Origin of the sequence: Pseudomonas danubii (assembly GCF_042980055.1) — a bacterium.
GTDB classification, from domain to species: domain Bacteria; phylum Pseudomonadota; class Gammaproteobacteria; order Pseudomonadales; family Pseudomonadaceae; genus Aquipseudomonas; species Aquipseudomonas danubii.
On sequence record NZ_CP116502.1, the window covers coordinates 1,274,785 to 1,290,420 of the forward strand.

Below are 15,636 nucleotides of genomic sequence, written 5' to 3' on the forward strand. Positions count from 1 at the left end.
GCCCATTTGCGCGCGTCCCCTGCTCCATCCCTAGCGCCGCGTAGCTTTGCCCGATTCAAGGTGATGCCATGACTACCCGCACCGAGGCCGTAAAAGCCTACCTGCTCGACCTGCAAGACCGCATTTGCGCTGCACTGGAAACCGAAGACGGTGGCGCACGCTTTATCGAGGACGCCTGGACCCGCCCTGCCGGCGGCGGCGGACGCACCCGGGTGATCGGCGACGGTGCGGTGATCGAAAAGGGTGGGGTCAACTTTTCCCATGTGTTCGGCAGCGGCCTGCCACCTTCGGCCAGTGCTCACCGTCCGGAACTGGCCGGCCGGGGTTTCGAGGCCCTGGGCGTGTCCCTGGTGATTCACCCGCACAACCCTCATGTGCCGACGTCCCACGCCAACGTGCGGTTCTTCATCGCCGAGAAGGAAGGTGAAGAGCCGGTCTGGTGGTTCGGTGGCGGCTTCGACCTGACCCCCTACTACGGCAATGAAGAAGACTGCGTGCATTGGCACCGGGTTGCCGAGCGCGCCTGTGCGCCCTTCGGTGCCGACGTCTACCCGCGCTACAAGGCCTGGTGCGACAGCTATTTCCACATCAAGCACCGCAACGAACCGCGGGGCATCGGCGGCCTGTTCTTCGACGACCTCAACGAATGGGACTTCGACACCAGCTTCGCCTTCATGCGCGCCATCGGCGATGCCTACATCGAGGCCTACCTGCCCATCGTCCAGCGCCGCAAGGCTGCCGCCTATACCGAGCAGCAGCGCGAGTTCCAGGAGTTCCGCCGCGGTCGCTACGTCGAGTTCAACCTGGTCTACGACCGTGGCACCCTGTTCGGCCTGCAATCGGGCGGTCGCACCGAGTCGATCCTCATGTCGCTGCCGCCGCAAGTGCGTTGGGGCTACGACTGGAAGGCCGAGCCGGGCAGCGAAGAGGCGCGCCTGACCGAATACTTCCTGCAAGACCGCGACTGGCTGGCCGCCAGCAACTAAACCGCACCCACTGCGCAGGAGCCGGCTTGCCGGCGAAGAGGCCTTCAAGGCGGACGCGGTTCCTGCCAGTGTGTTGAGCAAATGGGATGAGAGATGGATCAGTACGTTGTCTTTGGTAATCCGATCGGCCACAGCAAATCACCCTTGATCCATCGGCTGTTCGCCCAGCAGACCGGCCAGCAACTGGAATACAACACCCTGCTGGCGCCTCTGGACGATTTCGCCGGCGCCGCCCGCGATTTCTTCGCCCAGGGCCGTGGTGCCAACGTCACCGTGCCGTTCAAGGAAGACGCCTATCGCCTGTGCGACAGCCTGACCGAGCGCGCCCAGCGGGCCGGTGCGGTGAACACCCTGAGCAAGCAAGCGGACGGCACTCTGCTGGGAGACAACACCGACGGCGCCGGACTGGTACGCGACCTGACGGTGAACGCCGGGGTCAGTCTCAAGGGCAAGCGCATCCTTTTGCTGGGGGCCGGTGGCGCCGTGCGTGGAGCCTTGGAACCCCTGTTGGCGCAGCGGCCGGCGTCGGTGGTGATCGCCAATCGCACCGTGGAAAAAGCCGAGTTGCTGGCCGAACTGTTCGCCGACCTGGGGCCGGTGTCGGCCAGCGGCTTCGACTGGTTGCAGGAGTCGGTGGACCTGATCATCAATGCCACTTCCGCCAGCCTGTCGGGGGACTTGCCGCCGATTGCCAGCAGCCTGATCGAACCGGGCAAAACGGTGTGCTACGACATGATGTACGCCAAGGAGCCGACGCCGTTCTGCCGTTGGGCCAGTGAACATGGCGCGGCGCTGGTGCTGGATGGTTTGGGCATGCTGGCCGAACAGGCGGCGGAAGCCTTCTACCTGTGGCGCGGCGTGCGCCCGGACAGTGCCCCGGTGCTGGCCGAACTGCGCCGCCAGTTGGCGCAGTAACCCCTCCCCCTCGTAGGAGCTGGCTTGCCAGCGAAGGCGGCCTCAAGACTGGCGCCAGGTCCAAGGGCCTCTTCGCCGGCAAGCCGGCTCCTACGGATGGGGTTCAGTCTTCGAAGCGGATCGGGCAGTGCTCTGGTCCTTCGAGCTTGATCAATTCCTCCTTCACCGTCTGCCGTGCCCGGCGCAGGGTCAGGCTGCGGTCCTGGCGTTTCAGTCGGCGCGCCTCCTGATGCAGCATCTCCACCCCTGAATAGTCGATGAAGTTGATCTGCCGGGCGTCGATCACCAGGTTCGGTGCATGGCAGCGTTGCATGCGCACCTGCAGGTAATGACTGGCGCCAAAGAAGATCGAGCCGCCCACCCGCAGGATGTCTGCATCGCCCTCGCTGGAATGCTGCACCCGTGGCTGGGAGGTGCGCTTGAGGTAGAAGAACAGCGACGCCAGGACCCCGGCATAGATCGCCGTCTGCAACTCCAGGAGCAAGGTGGCGATGCAGGTCAGGCTCATCACCAAAAATTCGGCGCGGCTGACCCGGAACAGCGCGCGAATGCCCCGATGATCCACCAGGCCCCAGCAGATCAGCAGGATGCTCCCGGCCATGGCCGGAATCGGGATATGGGCGATCAGCCCGGCGCCGGCCACCGCGAACAGCGCCACCCACAGCGCCGAGAACACCCCGGCCAGGGGCGAGCGGGCACCGGCTTCATAACTCAAGCCCGAGCGGGTGAAGGAGCCGGAGGACAGGTAGCCGGAGAAAAACGCCCCCACCATGTTCGACAAGCCCTGGGCGCGGACTTCCTGGTTGGCGTCGAGCAGTTGTTCCGAACGTGCCGACAGTGAGCGGGCAATCGACAGGCTGGTCACCAGCCCCAGCATCCCCACCGCCACGGCACTGGGCAGCAGCCGCAGGACCAGATCCAGGTCCAGTGGCAACGGGCTCAAGGGCGGTAGCCGGCCCACGAAGGCGCTGACTAATTTGACGTGGCCGAACACCCCCGGCAGCAGCCAGACCACCAGCGCACTGAGGACCAGGCTGAGCAACAGGCTGGGCCAGCGCGGCGCCAACAGCTTCAGGCCGAGGCCGACGATCAGGGTGCCCAGCCCCAGCAACAGCGAAGGCTGGTCCACAGCGTCCAGGTGTTCCAGCAGCGAGGTCAGGCTATTGAGGGCGGTGGCCTGGTTCGGCAGCTCCAGGCCCAGGAGGTTGGGCAATTGCCCCAGGGCGATCACCACCGCGGCACCTAGGGTGAAACCCAGCACCACCGAATGCGAGACGAAGTTCACCAGGGCGCCGAAGCGCAGCAGCCCCAGCAGCCACTGGAAGATGCCCGCCAGCAAGGTCAGCAGCAGGATCAGGGTGATGTAGTCCTCGGATGCCGGCACGGCCAGGGGGCTGACGCTGGCATACAGCACGATGGAGATCGCTGCCGTGGGCCCGCAGATCAGGTGCCAGGACGAACCCCAGAGGCAGGCGATCAGCACCGGGACTATGGCTGCGTACAGGCCGTACTCCGGCGGCAGGCCGGCGATCAGCGCATAGGCGATGGATTGCGGCAGGGCGAGAATCGCGCCACTGAGGCCCACCAGCAGATCCCGGCCAACGCTGGCCCGGGTCTGCTGTGGCAGCCAGCCGAGGAAAGGCAGGAGTGAATGGCGGTTGGGCCAGGCCATGGTTCCTCACGGTTGGGTAGATTCAGGGGGGGGCCAGGGTAAAGCATTGTCCGGCCTTGGGCATGTGCCGAGGCCGGCCCCTCCTCTCCGAGGAGCCGGCTTGCCGGCGCACCTCGGGCTACAACTTGGCCTTCACCGCCGCCAGGGCCTCTTTGTCATCAATGGTCCGGACCCCTTCCAGCCATTGCTCCAGCACCGCCGGGTTGGCCTTGATCCAGGCCTTGGCGGCGTCGGCGTTGCTGACCTTCTTGTTCACCACCTCGGCCATGATGGCGTTCTCCATGTCCTGGGTGAACCGCAGATTGGTAAGGAGCTTGCCGACGTTCGGGCAGGCCTGTGCATAACCCTTGCGCGTCAGGGTGTAGACGCTGCCGCTGGCGCCGAAGTACTTCTCGCCCCCGGTCAGGTAATGCATTTTCAGCTGCACGTTCATCGGGTGCGGGGTCCAGCCGAGGAAGGTCACGAAGCGCTGTTTTTTCGTGGCCCGGGACACTTCGGCGAGCATCGCCTGCTCGCTGGACTCGATCAGCTTCCACTGGCCGAGGCTGAACTCGTTGTTCTTGATGATCTCCTGCAGCGACAGGTTGGCCGGGGCACCGGAGCCGATGCCGTAGATCTTCTTGTCAAACTTGTCGGCGAACTTGCTCAGGTCGGCAAAGTCGTGCACCCCGGCGTCCCACACGTAATCCGGAACTGCCAGGGTGAACTCGGTGCCTTCCAGGTTCTTTGCCAGCTGGATCACCTCGCCATTGGCCACGAACTTGTCGTAGAAGCCCTGCTGCGCCGGCATCCAGTTGCCCAGGAACACATCCACCTGGCCGTCCTTGAGGCCGCCGTAGGTGATCGGCACCGCCAGGGTGTCGATCTTGGCCTTGTAGCCCATGCCGTCCAGTAGAAAGCTGGCGATGGCGTTGGTGGCGGCGATGTCGCTCCAGCCCGGATCGGCCATCTTCACGGTTGCGCACGAGTCGGCCCAGGCGGTTGTGCTGCCCAGAGCCAGGAACCCGACGGCCAGCGCTGTGGATAACTTTTGCATGCTCTTCCCCTTGGATTATTGGTGTTGGCAGGGTTGTGGATAACGCGCCTTGCGCTCCAGATCGTCGAGGTCGATGTGGTTGCGCATGTATTGCGCACTGGCGTCTACCAGTGGCTGGTGATCCCAGCTCTTGCGCGTGCCCCGGCCCAGGGCGTCGGCCACCAGGCGGCGACGGCGCTGGCTGGCCAGGACCTGTTGGTGAAGGGTGGGGATGTCCCACTTGGCCCGGGCTTCGGCGAGGAAGGCGTCGAACAGCGCTCGATGCTCGGCCGACTGGCTGAGGTCGCGGTGTTCCTGGGGGTCGTTGGCTACATCGAAGAGTAGGCAGGGGTCGTCTTCGCTGTAGATGAATTTGTAGGCGCCCCGACGAATCATCATCAGCGGGCTGATGGTGCCTTCGGCCATGTATTCGCCGAAGACCTCATCGTGGCCGCCCTGCCCCAGCAGATGGGGGACCAGGGAGCGGCCGTCCAGGGGCAGGTCCGCCTCCACCCGGCCGCCGGCCAGTTCCACCAGGGTCGGTAGCAGGTCGGCGGTGGAGACTGCCACGCTGACTCGCCCGGCGGCGAACTGCCCCGGCGCATGGATCAGCAGCGGCACCCGGGCGGCCATTTCGAACCAGTGCATTTTGTACCAGAGGCCGCGCTCCCCGAGCATGTCGCCGTGGTCGCCGGAAAACACGATCAGGGTGTCGTCCGCCAACCCGGTGTCTTCCAGGGTCTGCAGCAGCTTGCCGACGTTGCTGTCGATGTAGCTGCAGGCGCCGAAGTAGGCCCGCCGCGCGTCGCGGATCTTATCCACAGGCAGGGGCTTGTCCCACAGGTCGTAGACCTTGAGCAGGCGCTGGGAATGAGGGTCCAGTTCGCTTTGCGGTGGGGTCTGGGGCAGTGGGATCTCGTCGTCGCGGTACAGGTCCCAGAAGGCCTTGGGAATGGTGTAGGGATCGTGGGGGTGGGTCATGGACACGGTGAGGCAGAACGGCTGGTCGCCGGCTTCGCGCACATGGTCGAACAGGTACTGCTGGGCCTTGAACACCACCTCTTCATCGAAATCCAGCTGGTTGGTGCGCACGCAGGGCCCGGCCTGCAGCACCGAGGACATGTTGTGGTACCAGCTGGGGCGCACCTCGGGCTCATCCCAGTTCACTGCCCAGCCGTAGTCGGCGGGGTAGATATCGGTGGTCAGGCGCTCTTCATAACCGTGCAACTGATCCGGGCCGCAGAAGTGCATCTTGCCCGACAGCGCGGTGCGGTAGCCCAGGCGCCGCAGGTAGTGGGCGTAGGTGGGCACGTCGGCGGGAAAGTCCGCAGCGTTGTCGTAGGCGCCGATCCTGCTCGGCAACTGCCCGCTCACCAGGGTAAAGCGCGACGGCGCGCACAGTGGGCTGTTGCAGTAGGCGGCATCGAATACCACGCCCTGGGCAGCCAGGCGGCTCAGGTGCGGCAGCTTGATCGGTGATGAACCGTAGAATGGCAGCAAGGGCGCGGCCATCTGGTCGGCCATGATGAAAAGAATGTTCTTGCGCTTCATGGATTCGCGGCATTCCATAGTCGATGGTTATGCGAAAGTGCTGCGATCGAGCATGGATTCCATGTCTTTGGCGGTAAAGCCCATGCACGGCAATGACTAGGATAAGCACAGCTTATGTATGAAGCCCTTGGCGACCTGTCCCTGGACCTGCTCCGGGTGTTTGAAGCAGCGGCCCGTTTGCGCAGCTTCACCGCCGCGGCGGTGGAACTGGGGACCACCCAGCCGGCCATCAGCCAGCAGATCAAACGGTTGGAGGAGCGGTTGAACGTGCGCCTGTTCGACCGGATCTACCGCGGTATCGAACTGACCGAATCCGGCGCCTTGTTACTGGAACAGGTGCAGATTGGCTTGCAGAGCATCGATGCCGGCCTCAGTGCTCTGAGCCAGCAGCATCAGCACGAGGTGTTGCAGGTGGCCACGGACTTCGCCTTCGCCGCCTACTGGCTGATGCCGCGCCTGCATCGTTTTCATGAGGCCAATCCCCAGGTGGACGTCAGCCTGGTGACCAGTGAACGCAGCCACAGCATGCTGCGCAGCGATATCGACGTGGCGGTGCTGTTCGGCGACGGGCGTTTCAAGCACGGCGAAAGTCGCTGGCTGTTCAGCGAGGAAGTGTTTCCGGTGTGCAGCCCGCTGCTGCTCAAGGAGCGTCTGGCTCCCCTGCCCGCCCATGCCCTGCTGGAGATGCCGCTGCTGCACCTGCGGGGTGAAAACGCCAGCCACTGGTTCGACTGGAGCGGGGTGTTCCGCGAACTGGGCCTGGCTGGCGCCCCGCCTCCCGGGCAATTGCGTTTCGACAACTACACCCTGCTGATCCAGGCGGCCATCGGCGGTCAGGGCGTGGCCATCGGCTGGCGTCATCTGGTGGACGATTTGCTGGCGCAGGGGCTGTTGTGCCGGCCGATCGCCCAGAGTGCGCTGTCCGGCTACGGCTATTACGTGGTGCTGCCGCCACGCAAGCGCCGTGGCCCATTGATCCAGCGCTTCGTCGACTGGCTGATGGCCGAGCAAGCCGGCAGCGCTCAATCCCTCAAGGGGCTGTCGTTGCCGTCCATTGCCTTGTAGGCGGCGCCTTGAACAGGCTCAACAGGGACAGTGCGCCGTTGCCCAGGCACACCAGCGACACCGACACCACCGCCAGGAAGGCCAGGTATTCCCAGCCGCCGCCCGGGCTGGTGTAGATCCAGCCGTGGGCGCCGTGGACGAAGACAATCGCCCCCAGCAGCATCGGCAGCAGCCCCAGGGCGATCCAGCGCACGCCGACTCCGAGTATCAGCAACAAGCCCCCCACCAGCTCGGCGCACACCGCCGGGTAGGTCATCCACTCGGGCATGCCGGTGGCGCCGAACAGCTTGAGGGTGCCCGGCCAACCCAGGACCAGGACTTTGAACAGCGCATGGGCGATGTACATGGCGCCCAGGGCCAGGCGCAGGAACAGGGCGGCCCATTGTTCCGGTGCCGAGAGTGGTGATGCGATTGAGCGGGCAGGCATATGACAAGTCCTTGTGTGGTTGGGAATGTTGCCGATTGCTGAGTGTTCAGCGGTTAAACGATGGCCACCGAGGCGCCGGCCAGGAGCAGCACGCCGACGTGGAAGTTGCTGCGAAACAGGTCGTTGCAGGGCTCCGGGTGGTCCGGACTGAACAGGTTGAGCTGGTAGGCCAGGGACAAGGCGATCGGCAGCAGCACGATGAAAAAGCCCGGGTTGGCACCGGCCAGCAGCCCCCCGCCGCACCAGCACAGCACGGTCATGGCGTAGAACCCGGCGATCCAGGTCTTGCCCCGTTCGGCGAACAGCGTCGCGGTGGAGCGCAGGCCCATTTTCAGGTCGTCCTCACGGTCGCTGTAGGCATAGAGCGTGTCGTAGCCCAACTGCCAGAACAGGCAGCCCAGCCACAGCGCCAGCGCACTGGCTTGCAGGCTGCCGGTGGTTTCCACACTGGCCATGAGCACGCCCCAGTTGAACACCGCGCCGAGAAACGCCTGGGGCCAGTGGGTGAAGCGTTTGAACAGCGGGTAGATCAGGGTCAGCGGCACGCAGCCCAGGGCCAGCAGCACCGTCAGTGGTTGCAGCAAGGGCAGTAATGCGGCCGCCAGCAGCAAGAGTACGACCAGGCAAGCCAGGGCCTGATTCAGGCTCAGTGAGCCCTTGGCCAGGGGCCGCTGGCGGGTGCGGTTGACCTGGGCGTCGAAGCGTCGGTCGAGGATGTCATTGATGCAGCAGCCGGCACTGCGCATCAGCAGGGCGCCGAGGGCGAACACCAGCACCGTGCCGAGCTGCGGAATACGTCCGGCGCAGAGTATCAACGCGGCCAGGGCCGGCAGCAGGGTCAGCCAGGTGCCGATGGGCCGGTCCAGGCGCATCAGGCGGGCGTAGGCCTGCCAGGAGCGGGGCAGCCGGGTGGCGACCCAATCGTGGGCGCGAATGTCATTGAGGTCGGGGCTTGCGGGCATCTTCGTTCCCTGAACTTGAGCACGGTCTTGATCGCAACTGAGGACGAGGTTTCAAGGGGTCGAAAAACACTCAGGTCAGTTGCTTTCACTGAACTTCGGGCAAGCCGTGGCCGTGATCGCACGGTTTGATTTTCAGTGCCATCTGCTCGCTTGTCGGATGCGCTAAAGTTGCCCGCGCCCGCCCCTTGGGGCAAGGGAACAATCCGCAATAGCCTCCTGCAGGATATGCAATATGCTCCGTGATGAAGTGCCCCGCGTCCCGCGTATCGACCTCAACCTGCTGCGGGTTTTCGATGCCGTCTATGAGGACCGCAGCATCCTGCTGGCCAGCAAGCGCCTGCATCTGAGCCAGTCGGCGGTCAGCCATGCCTTGACCCGGTTGCGTGAGTCCCTGCAGGACGAGTTGTTTATTCGCACCGCCAAGGGCATGCAGCCGTCGGCCCGTGCCGAAGCAATTGCCGGCCCGCTGCGCGAAGCACTGCTGACCATTCAGCGCACGGTGGGCGTGGAGGCGTTCGACCCCGCCAGCGCAACGCGGACCTTCACCCTTGCCGCCAATGACTATCTGAGTTCGGTGCTGCTGGCACCGCTGTTGCGGCGCCTGGCCCAGGAGGCTCCGGGGGTGGACCTGGTGGTGCGCCCGGCGACCCGCCTGGATCTGGCCGAGCAGATCGACGTCGGGCGCATCGACCTGGCCGTGGGGGTGTTTGCCGAGCTGCCGCAGCGAGTGCACAGCGCCCGTCTCTGGCAGCAGCAGGATGTGTTGCTGATGTGTCCCGAGCATCCCTTGCTCGACCTGCCCGAGTTGACCCTTGAGGCCCTGGCGGACCAGCCATTGATCACACTGTCGGTAGGCGGGCAGGAGGAAGGCGCGGTCAACGGCTACATTCTTGAGCGCGGTATTGCCCGGCAGTCGGAGATGTTCGATCGCCAGCGCCTGGAGCAGGCGCTGGCGGCGATTGGCCGCAGTCCCCAATACAAGGTCACCCTGCCCCATGCCCTGGTGCTGCCGCAGTTGCTGGAACAGTCGCGGCTGGTGGCGATTGTGCCGGGGCCACTGGCCCGGGCTTTCGAACAGCGCTTTGGCCTGTGTCAGCGGGCGCTGCCACTGGCGGTTGAAGCGTCGTCGCTGTTGGCGATCTGGCATGGACGCAACACGGCAGACCCGGCCCATCTCTGGTTGCGCCAGCAGTTGCTGGAGGTGGCAGGCGCGCTGGCGCAACCGCTTTGAGCTGCTCGGCTTTCGGTGTTTTCATGGGGCCGGTGTTTTTTTCCACAGAGGGTGCTCAGCCTCTGTGACGAGCCTTGAGGCTTGGTCTTTTATCGCGAGGGTTTGCATGCAACGGATCAAGGGCTATCACGCCCACGTCTACTTCGACGCCAGTACCATCGACCTGGCCCGGGCCTTGTGTGAGCAGGCCGCGCAGCTGTTTGACCTGAAAATGGGTCGGGTCCACGAGCGGCCGGTGGGGCCCCATCCAGACTGGAGTTGCCAGTTGGCGTTCGCCCCTGAGGTGTTTGCCCAGGTAGTGCCGTGGCTGGCTCTCAATCGCCGGGGGCTGGTGGTGTTCCTGCACCCCGATACCGGGGACGACTTGCTCGATCACACCGATCATGCGATCTGGATGGGGGCCATGCGGCCGCTGGATCTGACGGGGTTCTAAGGAGCCGGTGGTTGCTTGTGCACACCATGCAAAAAGGGGGCGCAACCTTTGGTTGCGCCCCCCTGATCTTGCGGTCTGGTCTTAACCTTCAGCTGACCCGAGCCTTGCGTACCCCTTCGGAAAGGGCTGCGCACAGGCTCAGGACGCCATCCACCGCTTGCTCGGAAGACTCGGCGTTGGCGATGTGGTCGATCAGTGCCGAGCCCACGACCACGCCGTCTGCCAGACGGGCGATGGCGGCGGCCTGCTCCGGTGTGCGGATGCCGAAACCGATGCTGATGGGCAGGTCGGTGTGGCGACGCAGGCGGGTCACGGCCTCTTCCACATGTTCCAGGGTGGCGGCGCCGGCACCGGTCACCCCGGCTACCGAAACGTAGTAGACAAAGCCGGAACTGCCGTCGAGCACCTTGGGCAGCCGCGCGTCGTCGGTGGTTGGGGTGGTCAGGCGGATGAAGTCGATGCCGGCGGCCTGGGCCGGGTCGCACAGCTCGCTGTTATGTTCCGGCGGCATGTCCACCACGATCAGCCCGTCCACCCCGGAGGCCTTGGCATCAGCGATGAAGCGTGCCACGCCGTAATGGTGGATCGGGTTGTAGTAGCCCATCAGCACCAGCGGCGTTTCATTGTTGCCTTCGCGGAACTCGCGGACCATCTGCAGGGTTTTCGCCAGGTTTTGCTTGGCCCCCAGGGCCCGGATGTTGGCCAGCTGGATCGCCGGGCCGTCGGCCATCGGATCGGTGAAGGGCATGCCCAGTTCGATCACGTCGGCACCCGCTGCGGGCAGGCCCTTGAGGATCGCCAGGGAAGTGTCGTAGTTCGGGTCGCCGGCAGTGACGAAGGTCACCAGGGCGGCGCGGTTCTGTTCCTTGAGCTTGGCAAAGCGGGTGTGCAGGCGGCTCATCAGTGTTTCTCCTGCTGGGACTGTTGCATGTGGTGCATGACGGTTTGCATGTCTTTGTCGCCGCGGCCCGAGAGGTTGACCACCATCAGGTGATCCTTGGGCAGGGTCGGCGCGCGCTTGAAGACTTCGGCCAGGGCGTGGGCGCTTTCCAGGGCCGGGATGATGCCTTCCAGGCGGCAGCACTGGTGGAACGCGGCCAGGGCTTCGTCGTCGGTCACCGAGGTGTATTCGACGCGGCCGATGTCGTGCAACCAGGCGTGTTCCGGGCCGATGCCGGGGTAGTCGAGGCCGGCGGAAATCGAGTGGGCGTCGATGATCTGGCCGTCGTCGTCCTGCAGCAGGAAGGTGCGGTTGCCGTGCAGCACGCCCGGTACGCCGCCGTTCAGGCTGGCGGCGTGCTTGCCGGTCTCGATGCCGTAGCCGGCGGCTTCAACGCCAATGATCTGCACGCTTTTGTCGTCGAGGAACGGGTGGAACAGGCCCATGGCGTTGGAGCCGCCGCCGATGCACGCCACCAGGCTGTCCGGCAGGCGGCCTTCCTGGGCTTGCATCTGCTCGCGGGTTTCCTTGCCGATCACGGCCTGGAAGTCGCGGACCATGGCCGGGTACGGGTGCGGGCCGGCCACGGTGCCGATCAGGTAGAAGGTGCTGTCGACGTTGGTTACCCAGTCACGCAGGGCTTCGTTCATCGCATCTTTCAGGGTGCCGGTGCCGGCGACGACCGGGATCACTTCGGCGCCCAGCAGCTTCATGCGGAACACGTTGGCCTGTTGGCGTTCGATGTCGGTGGTGCCCATGTAGATCACGCAATCCAGGCCAAAACGCGCGGCCACGGTGGCGGTGGCCACGCCGTGCATGCCGGCGCCGGTCTCGGCGATGATGCGTTTCTTGCCCATGCGCCGGGCCAGGAGGATCTGGCCGATGCAGTTGTTGATCTTGTGCGCGCCGGTGTGGTTCAGCTCTTCGCGCTTGAGGTAGATCTTGGCGCCGCCGCAGTGTTCGGTCAGGCGTTCGGCGAAGTACAGCGGGCTTGGACGGCCGACGTAGTCGCGCTGGAAGTAGGCCAGCTCCTTGAGAAACTCGGGATCTTCCTTGGCCTTTTCGTATTCACGGGCCAGGTCGAGGATCAGCGGCATCAGAGTTTCTGCCACATAACGGCCGCCGAACGCGCCAAACAGGCCGTTGTCGTCAGGACCATTACGCAATTGGGACTGGGTCATTGGAGCGCTCCCGGGGAAGTGTGTGGAATGACAGATTCGTGGAAGGACAATGGAGCCCACTCTACCCCTGACACTGGAGCCTGAAAACCGATAAGATCGCCGCAACCTGTCAGGAAAACTCACCTATCCCATGAGCCGCGACCTGCCCCCCCTGAACGCCCTGCGGGCCTTCGAAGCCACTGCCCGGCTTAACAGCGTCAGCCAGGCTGCCGAACAACTGCACGTGACTCACGGTGCGGTCAGCCGGCAGTTGAAGGTGCTGGAAGAACACCTGGGCCTGAGTCTTTTCGTCAAGGATGGCCGTGGCATTAAACTCACAGATGCCGGGGTTCGCCTGCGCGATGCCAGCAGCGAGGCCTTCGAGCGTCTGCGGGACGTCTGTGGCGAACTGACCCGGGGCAGTGCCGATGCGCCCTTCGTGCTCGGCTGCTCCGGCAGCCTGCTGGCGCGTTGGCTGATTCCGCGCCTGGGGCGCCTGAATGCCGACTTGCCGGACCTGCGCCTGCACCTTTCCGCTGGTGAAGGCGATCTGGACCCCCGGCGCCCGGGGCTGGATGCCTTGCTGGTGTTTGCCGAGCCCCCCTGGCCGGCGGACATGCAGGTCTATGAGCTGGCCAGCGAGCGAATCGGGCCGGTGCTCAGCCCGCGCTATGCCGGTTACTCGCACTTGCGCGAAGCGCCAGCGGCGGCCCTGGCGGCGGAGTCGCTGCTGCACACCACCTCGCGTCCCCAGGCCTGGCCCAGTTGGGCACGGCACAACGGCATCAGCGCCGAGGCGCTGAAGTACGGGCAGGGTTTCGAGCATTTGTATTACTTGCTGGAAGCGGCCGTGGCCGGGCTGGGCGTGGCAATCGCTCCAGAGCCGCTGGTGGCCGAGGACTTGCTGGCGGGCAGGCTGGTTGCCCCGTGGGGGTTTTCCGACACCCCGGGGCAACTGGCGCTGTGGTTACCCAAGCGCGCCGCCGATGGGCGCGCCCGGCAATTGGCGCAGTGGTTGAAAAACGAACTGCGCCAGACGCTTTAGTTACCGCGCTTGCACAGCAGGTAGGCGGCCAGCAGACCAATGGTGCCGACCGCCACGCCAGCGGTCGCCCACGGGTGTTCCTGGGCGTATTCGCGGGTGGCGATCCCGGTTTCGCGGGTTTTCACTTTGACTTCTTCGTAGGCATCGCTGATCAGGCTGCGGGAATGCTTGAGCGCATTCTCGGCGTTGCTCTTGAGGGCCTTGAGGGTTTTGCGCGATTCGTCAGTCGCATCGTCCTTGAGGCTTTCCAGGGATTTGAGCAGGCTTTCGATCTCGGCTTCCATACTTTCCAGTGAGGCTTTGCGTAACGAGGTGTTGGCCATGTCGGCTCTCCTGAGAGGTAGTGAACGGACTCTGTAGGTTCCGACTGCGGCCTGTTCAGAAAGTGCAGAAAATCTGAACTAGCCGTGAGCAATGGCGCCCCAAGTAATAAGAAAAATCACTGCTAGGCTGTATTTCACAGCAAAAAAGGAGAGCGCCATGACCGATCATCACACCTACAAGAAAGTCGAACTGGTGGGTTCGTCGCCGAACAGCATCGAAGAGGCAATCAACAACGCGCTGGCCGAGGCGCACAAGAGCATCAAGCACCTGGAGTGGTTCGAAGTGACCGAAACCCGGGGTCATATCAAGGACGGTAAAGCGGCGCATTTCCAGGTCACCCTCAAGGTAGGCTTCCGGATTGCCAATAGTTGAAAGCTTGGGCTAGGCTCTGGAACTTGTGCGCTGGCCGAGTGCCATAGGAAGTGGCACAGCGCTACAACTGTCTTGAGCCTCTGTCAGGCTGGCTGCAACGCCGCCTCTTTTGATCCGACCAGGGAATGTGACCGATGAAAAAACTAGTATTAGCTGCTGCTTTGTTGAGTCTTGCGGGAACTGCCCTTGCCGCCGGCAAGCCGTGCGAAGAGCTGAAAAGCGAGATCGCCGCGAAGATCGATGCCAAAGGCGCCACCCACTATTCGCTGGAAGTGGTCGACAAAGGCGCGGCGGCTGACGGCAAAGTGGTTGGCTCCTGCGAAGCCGGCACCAAGGAGATTGTCTACAAGCGCGGTTGAGCCTTTGTAGAAGCCCATTGAAAAGCCGACGCATCAGCGTCGGCTTTTTTGTGCCCGAAAGCAGCCTTAGCCCTGCATCACCTGGGCCAGCAACTCATAGGAGTGCAGGCGATCGGCGTGTTCGTACAGGTCGCAGGTAAAGATCAGCTCGTCGGCGCCGGTCTGCTCGATCAGCACCTCCAGCTTGGCGCGGATCTTCGCCGGGCTGCCGATCATCGCCAACCCCAGGAAACTCGACACCGCCTCCTTCTCATGGGGCAGCCACAGGCCGTCCATGCTGTTGACCGGCTTGCGCTGGACCAGGCTCTGGCCGCGCATCAGGGCGAGAATCCGCTGGTACACCGAGGTGGCCAGGTAATCCGCGTGTTCATCGGTATCCGCGGCTACCAGAGGCACGCCCAGCATCACGTAAGGTTTGTCGAGCACCGCGGAAGGCTTGAAGTGATTGCGATAGACGCGAATCGCCTCATGCATATAGCGCGGTGCGAAATGCGAGGCGAAGGCGTAAGGCAAACCCCGCTCTCCGGCCAGTTGCGCACTGAACAGGCTGGAGCCCAGCAGCCACACCGGCACGTTGGTGCCGGTGCCCGGTACTGCGATCACCCGTTGCTCCGGAGTTCGTGGGCCGAGGTAGGCCATCAGTTCCGCCACGTCCTCGGGGAAATCGTCGGCGCTGCCGGAGCGTTCCCGGCGCAGGGCGCGGGCGGTCATCTGGTCGGAACCCGGGGCGCGGCCCAGGCCCAGGTCAATGCGTCCCGGGTACAGGCTTTCCAGGGTGCCGAACTGTTCGGCGATCACCAGCGGTGCGTGGTTGGGCAGCATGACCCCGCCGGAGCCGACGCGAATGCTCGATGTCCCACCGGCCAGATAACCCAGCAACACCGAAGTAGCGGAACTGGCGATGCCATCCATGTTGTGGTGTTCGGCGACCCAGAAGCGGGTGTAGCCGAACTTTTCCACGTGCTGGGCCAGGTCCAGGGAATTGCGCAGGGATTGCGCCGGGCTGCCGTCTTCACGCACGGGCACCAGGTCGAGGGTCGAGAATTTAACAGCGGACAGCGGTTTCATAGGCCTGCTTCTCCATAGGGGTGCAGGCCTTTGTCATGAGCCAAAACCTGCCGAAATTTGTAAGTCAGACTCATGCAATGTGGGCATATACCCGAGTTTCAATAGTCAGAG

At 64.2% G+C, this 15,636-nt stretch carries 17 protein-coding genes; 8 read left to right on the forward strand and 9 right to left on the reverse strand.

The window, feature by feature from the left end:
* The first annotated feature begins 68 nt into the window (after window positions 1-68).
* Together hemF and aroE are read left to right on the forward strand one after the other, a co-directional pair.
* Window positions 69-986 carry an oxygen-dependent coproporphyrinogen oxidase gene (gene hemF, locus PFZ56_RS06040; protein ID WP_102881415.1) on the forward strand — a complete coding sequence of 306 codons (918 nt, stop codon included), beginning with the start codon at window positions 69-71 and terminating at the stop codon, window positions 984-986.
* Window positions 987-1,079: 93 nt separating this feature from the next.
* On the forward strand, window positions 1,080-1,901 hold the full coding sequence (aroE, locus tag PFZ56_RS06045) for a shikimate dehydrogenase (RefSeq protein WP_102881416.1): 822 nt from the start codon (window positions 1,080-1,082) through the stop codon (window positions 1,899-1,901).
* A gap of 103 nt (window positions 1,902-2,004) precedes the next feature.
* On the opposite strand, the gene PFZ56_RS06050 is transcribed toward aroE, so the two are convergent.
* The 3 genes from PFZ56_RS06050 to betC form a co-directional block, all read right to left on the reverse strand.
* Entirely contained in the window at window positions 2,005-3,573 is a 1,569-nt protein-coding gene (locus PFZ56_RS06050) for a SulP family inorganic anion transporter (RefSeq protein WP_170001368.1), read from the reverse strand.
* 118 nt (window positions 3,574-3,691) lie between these two features.
* Window positions 3,692-4,609, reverse strand: coding sequence for a choline ABC transporter substrate-binding protein (gene choX / locus PFZ56_RS06055; RefSeq protein WP_102881418.1), 918 nt, complete (start codon window positions 4,607-4,609; stop codon window positions 3,692-3,694).
* Between the two features lie 15 nt (window positions 4,610-4,624).
* Window positions 4,625-6,139: a choline-sulfatase gene (betC, locus tag PFZ56_RS06060; RefSeq protein ID WP_170001367.1), complete on the reverse strand. Its 1,515-nt coding sequence runs from the start codon at window positions 6,137-6,139 to the stop codon at window positions 4,625-4,627.
* Window positions 6,140-6,253: 114 nt separating this feature from the next.
* Here betC and PFZ56_RS06065 point away from each other — a divergent pair, with 114 nt between their 5' ends.
* Window positions 6,254-7,204: a choline sulfate utilization transcriptional regulator gene (locus tag PFZ56_RS06065; protein ID WP_102881420.1), complete on the forward strand. Its 951-nt coding sequence runs from the start codon at window positions 6,254-6,256 to the stop codon at window positions 7,202-7,204.
* Here the strand turns inward: PFZ56_RS06065 and PFZ56_RS06070 are convergent.
* On the reverse strand, window positions 7,170-7,631 hold the full coding sequence (locus PFZ56_RS06070) for a DoxX family protein (protein ID WP_019095597.1): 462 nt from the start codon (window positions 7,629-7,631) through the stop codon (window positions 7,170-7,172). The genes PFZ56_RS06065 and PFZ56_RS06070 overlap by 35 nt on opposite strands.
* Window positions 7,632-7,684: 53 nt before the next feature.
* Window positions 7,685-8,593: a 4-hydroxybenzoate octaprenyltransferase gene (ubiA, locus tag PFZ56_RS06075; RefSeq protein ID WP_170001366.1), complete on the reverse strand. Its 909-nt coding sequence runs from the start codon at window positions 8,591-8,593 to the stop codon at window positions 7,685-7,687.
* Between the two features lie 232 nt (window positions 8,594-8,825).
* Here ubiA and PFZ56_RS06080 point away from each other — a divergent pair, with 232 nt between their 5' ends.
* Together PFZ56_RS06080 and PFZ56_RS06085 are read left to right on the forward strand one after the other, a co-directional pair.
* On the forward strand, window positions 8,826-9,824 hold the full coding sequence (locus tag PFZ56_RS06080) for a LysR family transcriptional regulator (protein ID WP_102881422.1): 999 nt from the start codon (window positions 8,826-8,828) through the stop codon (window positions 9,822-9,824).
* Window positions 9,825-9,930: 106 nt separating this feature from the next.
* The gene (locus PFZ56_RS06085) at window positions 9,931-10,257 is read left to right on the forward strand and encodes a DOPA 4,5-dioxygenase family protein (RefSeq protein ID WP_019095600.1); all 327 of its coding nucleotides are present in this window, start codon (window positions 9,931-9,933) and stop codon (window positions 10,255-10,257) included.
* Window positions 10,258-10,345: 88 nt separating this feature from the next.
* Here the strand turns inward: PFZ56_RS06085 and trpA are convergent, their stop codons facing one another.
* The gene (gene trpA, locus PFZ56_RS06090; protein ID WP_102881424.1) at window positions 10,346-11,158 is read right to left on the reverse strand and encodes a tryptophan synthase subunit alpha; all 813 of its coding nucleotides are present in this window, start codon (window positions 11,156-11,158) and stop codon (window positions 10,346-10,348) included.
* Window positions 11,158-12,378, reverse strand: coding sequence for a tryptophan synthase subunit beta (gene trpB, locus PFZ56_RS06095; RefSeq protein ID WP_102862457.1), 1,221 nt, complete (start codon window positions 12,376-12,378; stop codon window positions 11,158-11,160). The genes trpA and trpB overlap by 1 nt, the downstream gene beginning before the upstream one ends.
* A 130-nt stretch (window positions 12,379-12,508) precedes the next feature.
* Between trpB and PFZ56_RS06100 the strand changes: the two genes are divergently transcribed.
* Window positions 12,509-13,402: a LysR family transcriptional regulator gene (locus PFZ56_RS06100; protein ID WP_170001365.1), complete on the forward strand. Its 894-nt coding sequence runs from the start codon at window positions 12,509-12,511 to the stop codon at window positions 13,400-13,402.
* On the opposite strand, the gene PFZ56_RS06105 is transcribed toward PFZ56_RS06100, so the two are convergent.
* Window positions 13,399-13,725, reverse strand: coding sequence for a YqjD family protein (locus PFZ56_RS06105; protein WP_170001364.1), 327 nt, complete (start codon window positions 13,723-13,725; stop codon window positions 13,399-13,401). The genes PFZ56_RS06100 and PFZ56_RS06105 overlap by 4 nt on opposite strands.
* A gap of 157 nt (window positions 13,726-13,882) precedes the next feature.
* On the opposite strand from PFZ56_RS06105, the gene PFZ56_RS06110 reads away from it, so the two are divergent.
* Both PFZ56_RS06110 and PFZ56_RS06115 read left to right on the forward strand, forming a co-directional pair.
* Complete coding sequence (locus PFZ56_RS06110; RefSeq protein WP_016965134.1) at window positions 13,883-14,098, forward strand: dodecin; 216 nt, start codon at window positions 13,883-13,885, stop codon at window positions 14,096-14,098.
* A 134-nt stretch (window positions 14,099-14,232) separates the two neighbouring features.
* Window positions 14,233-14,457 carry a DUF1161 domain-containing protein gene (locus tag PFZ56_RS06115; protein ID WP_102862460.1) on the forward strand — a complete coding sequence of 75 codons (225 nt, stop codon included), beginning with the start codon at window positions 14,233-14,235 and terminating at the stop codon, window positions 14,455-14,457.
* 66 nt (window positions 14,458-14,523) lie between these two features.
* Here PFZ56_RS06115 and PFZ56_RS06120 read toward each other — a convergent pair whose 3' ends face one another.
* Window positions 14,524-15,525: an LLM class flavin-dependent oxidoreductase gene (locus PFZ56_RS06120; RefSeq protein ID WP_110594134.1), complete on the reverse strand. Its 1,002-nt coding sequence runs from the start codon at window positions 15,523-15,525 to the stop codon at window positions 14,524-14,526.
* Window positions 15,526-15,636: the final 111 nt, after the last annotated feature.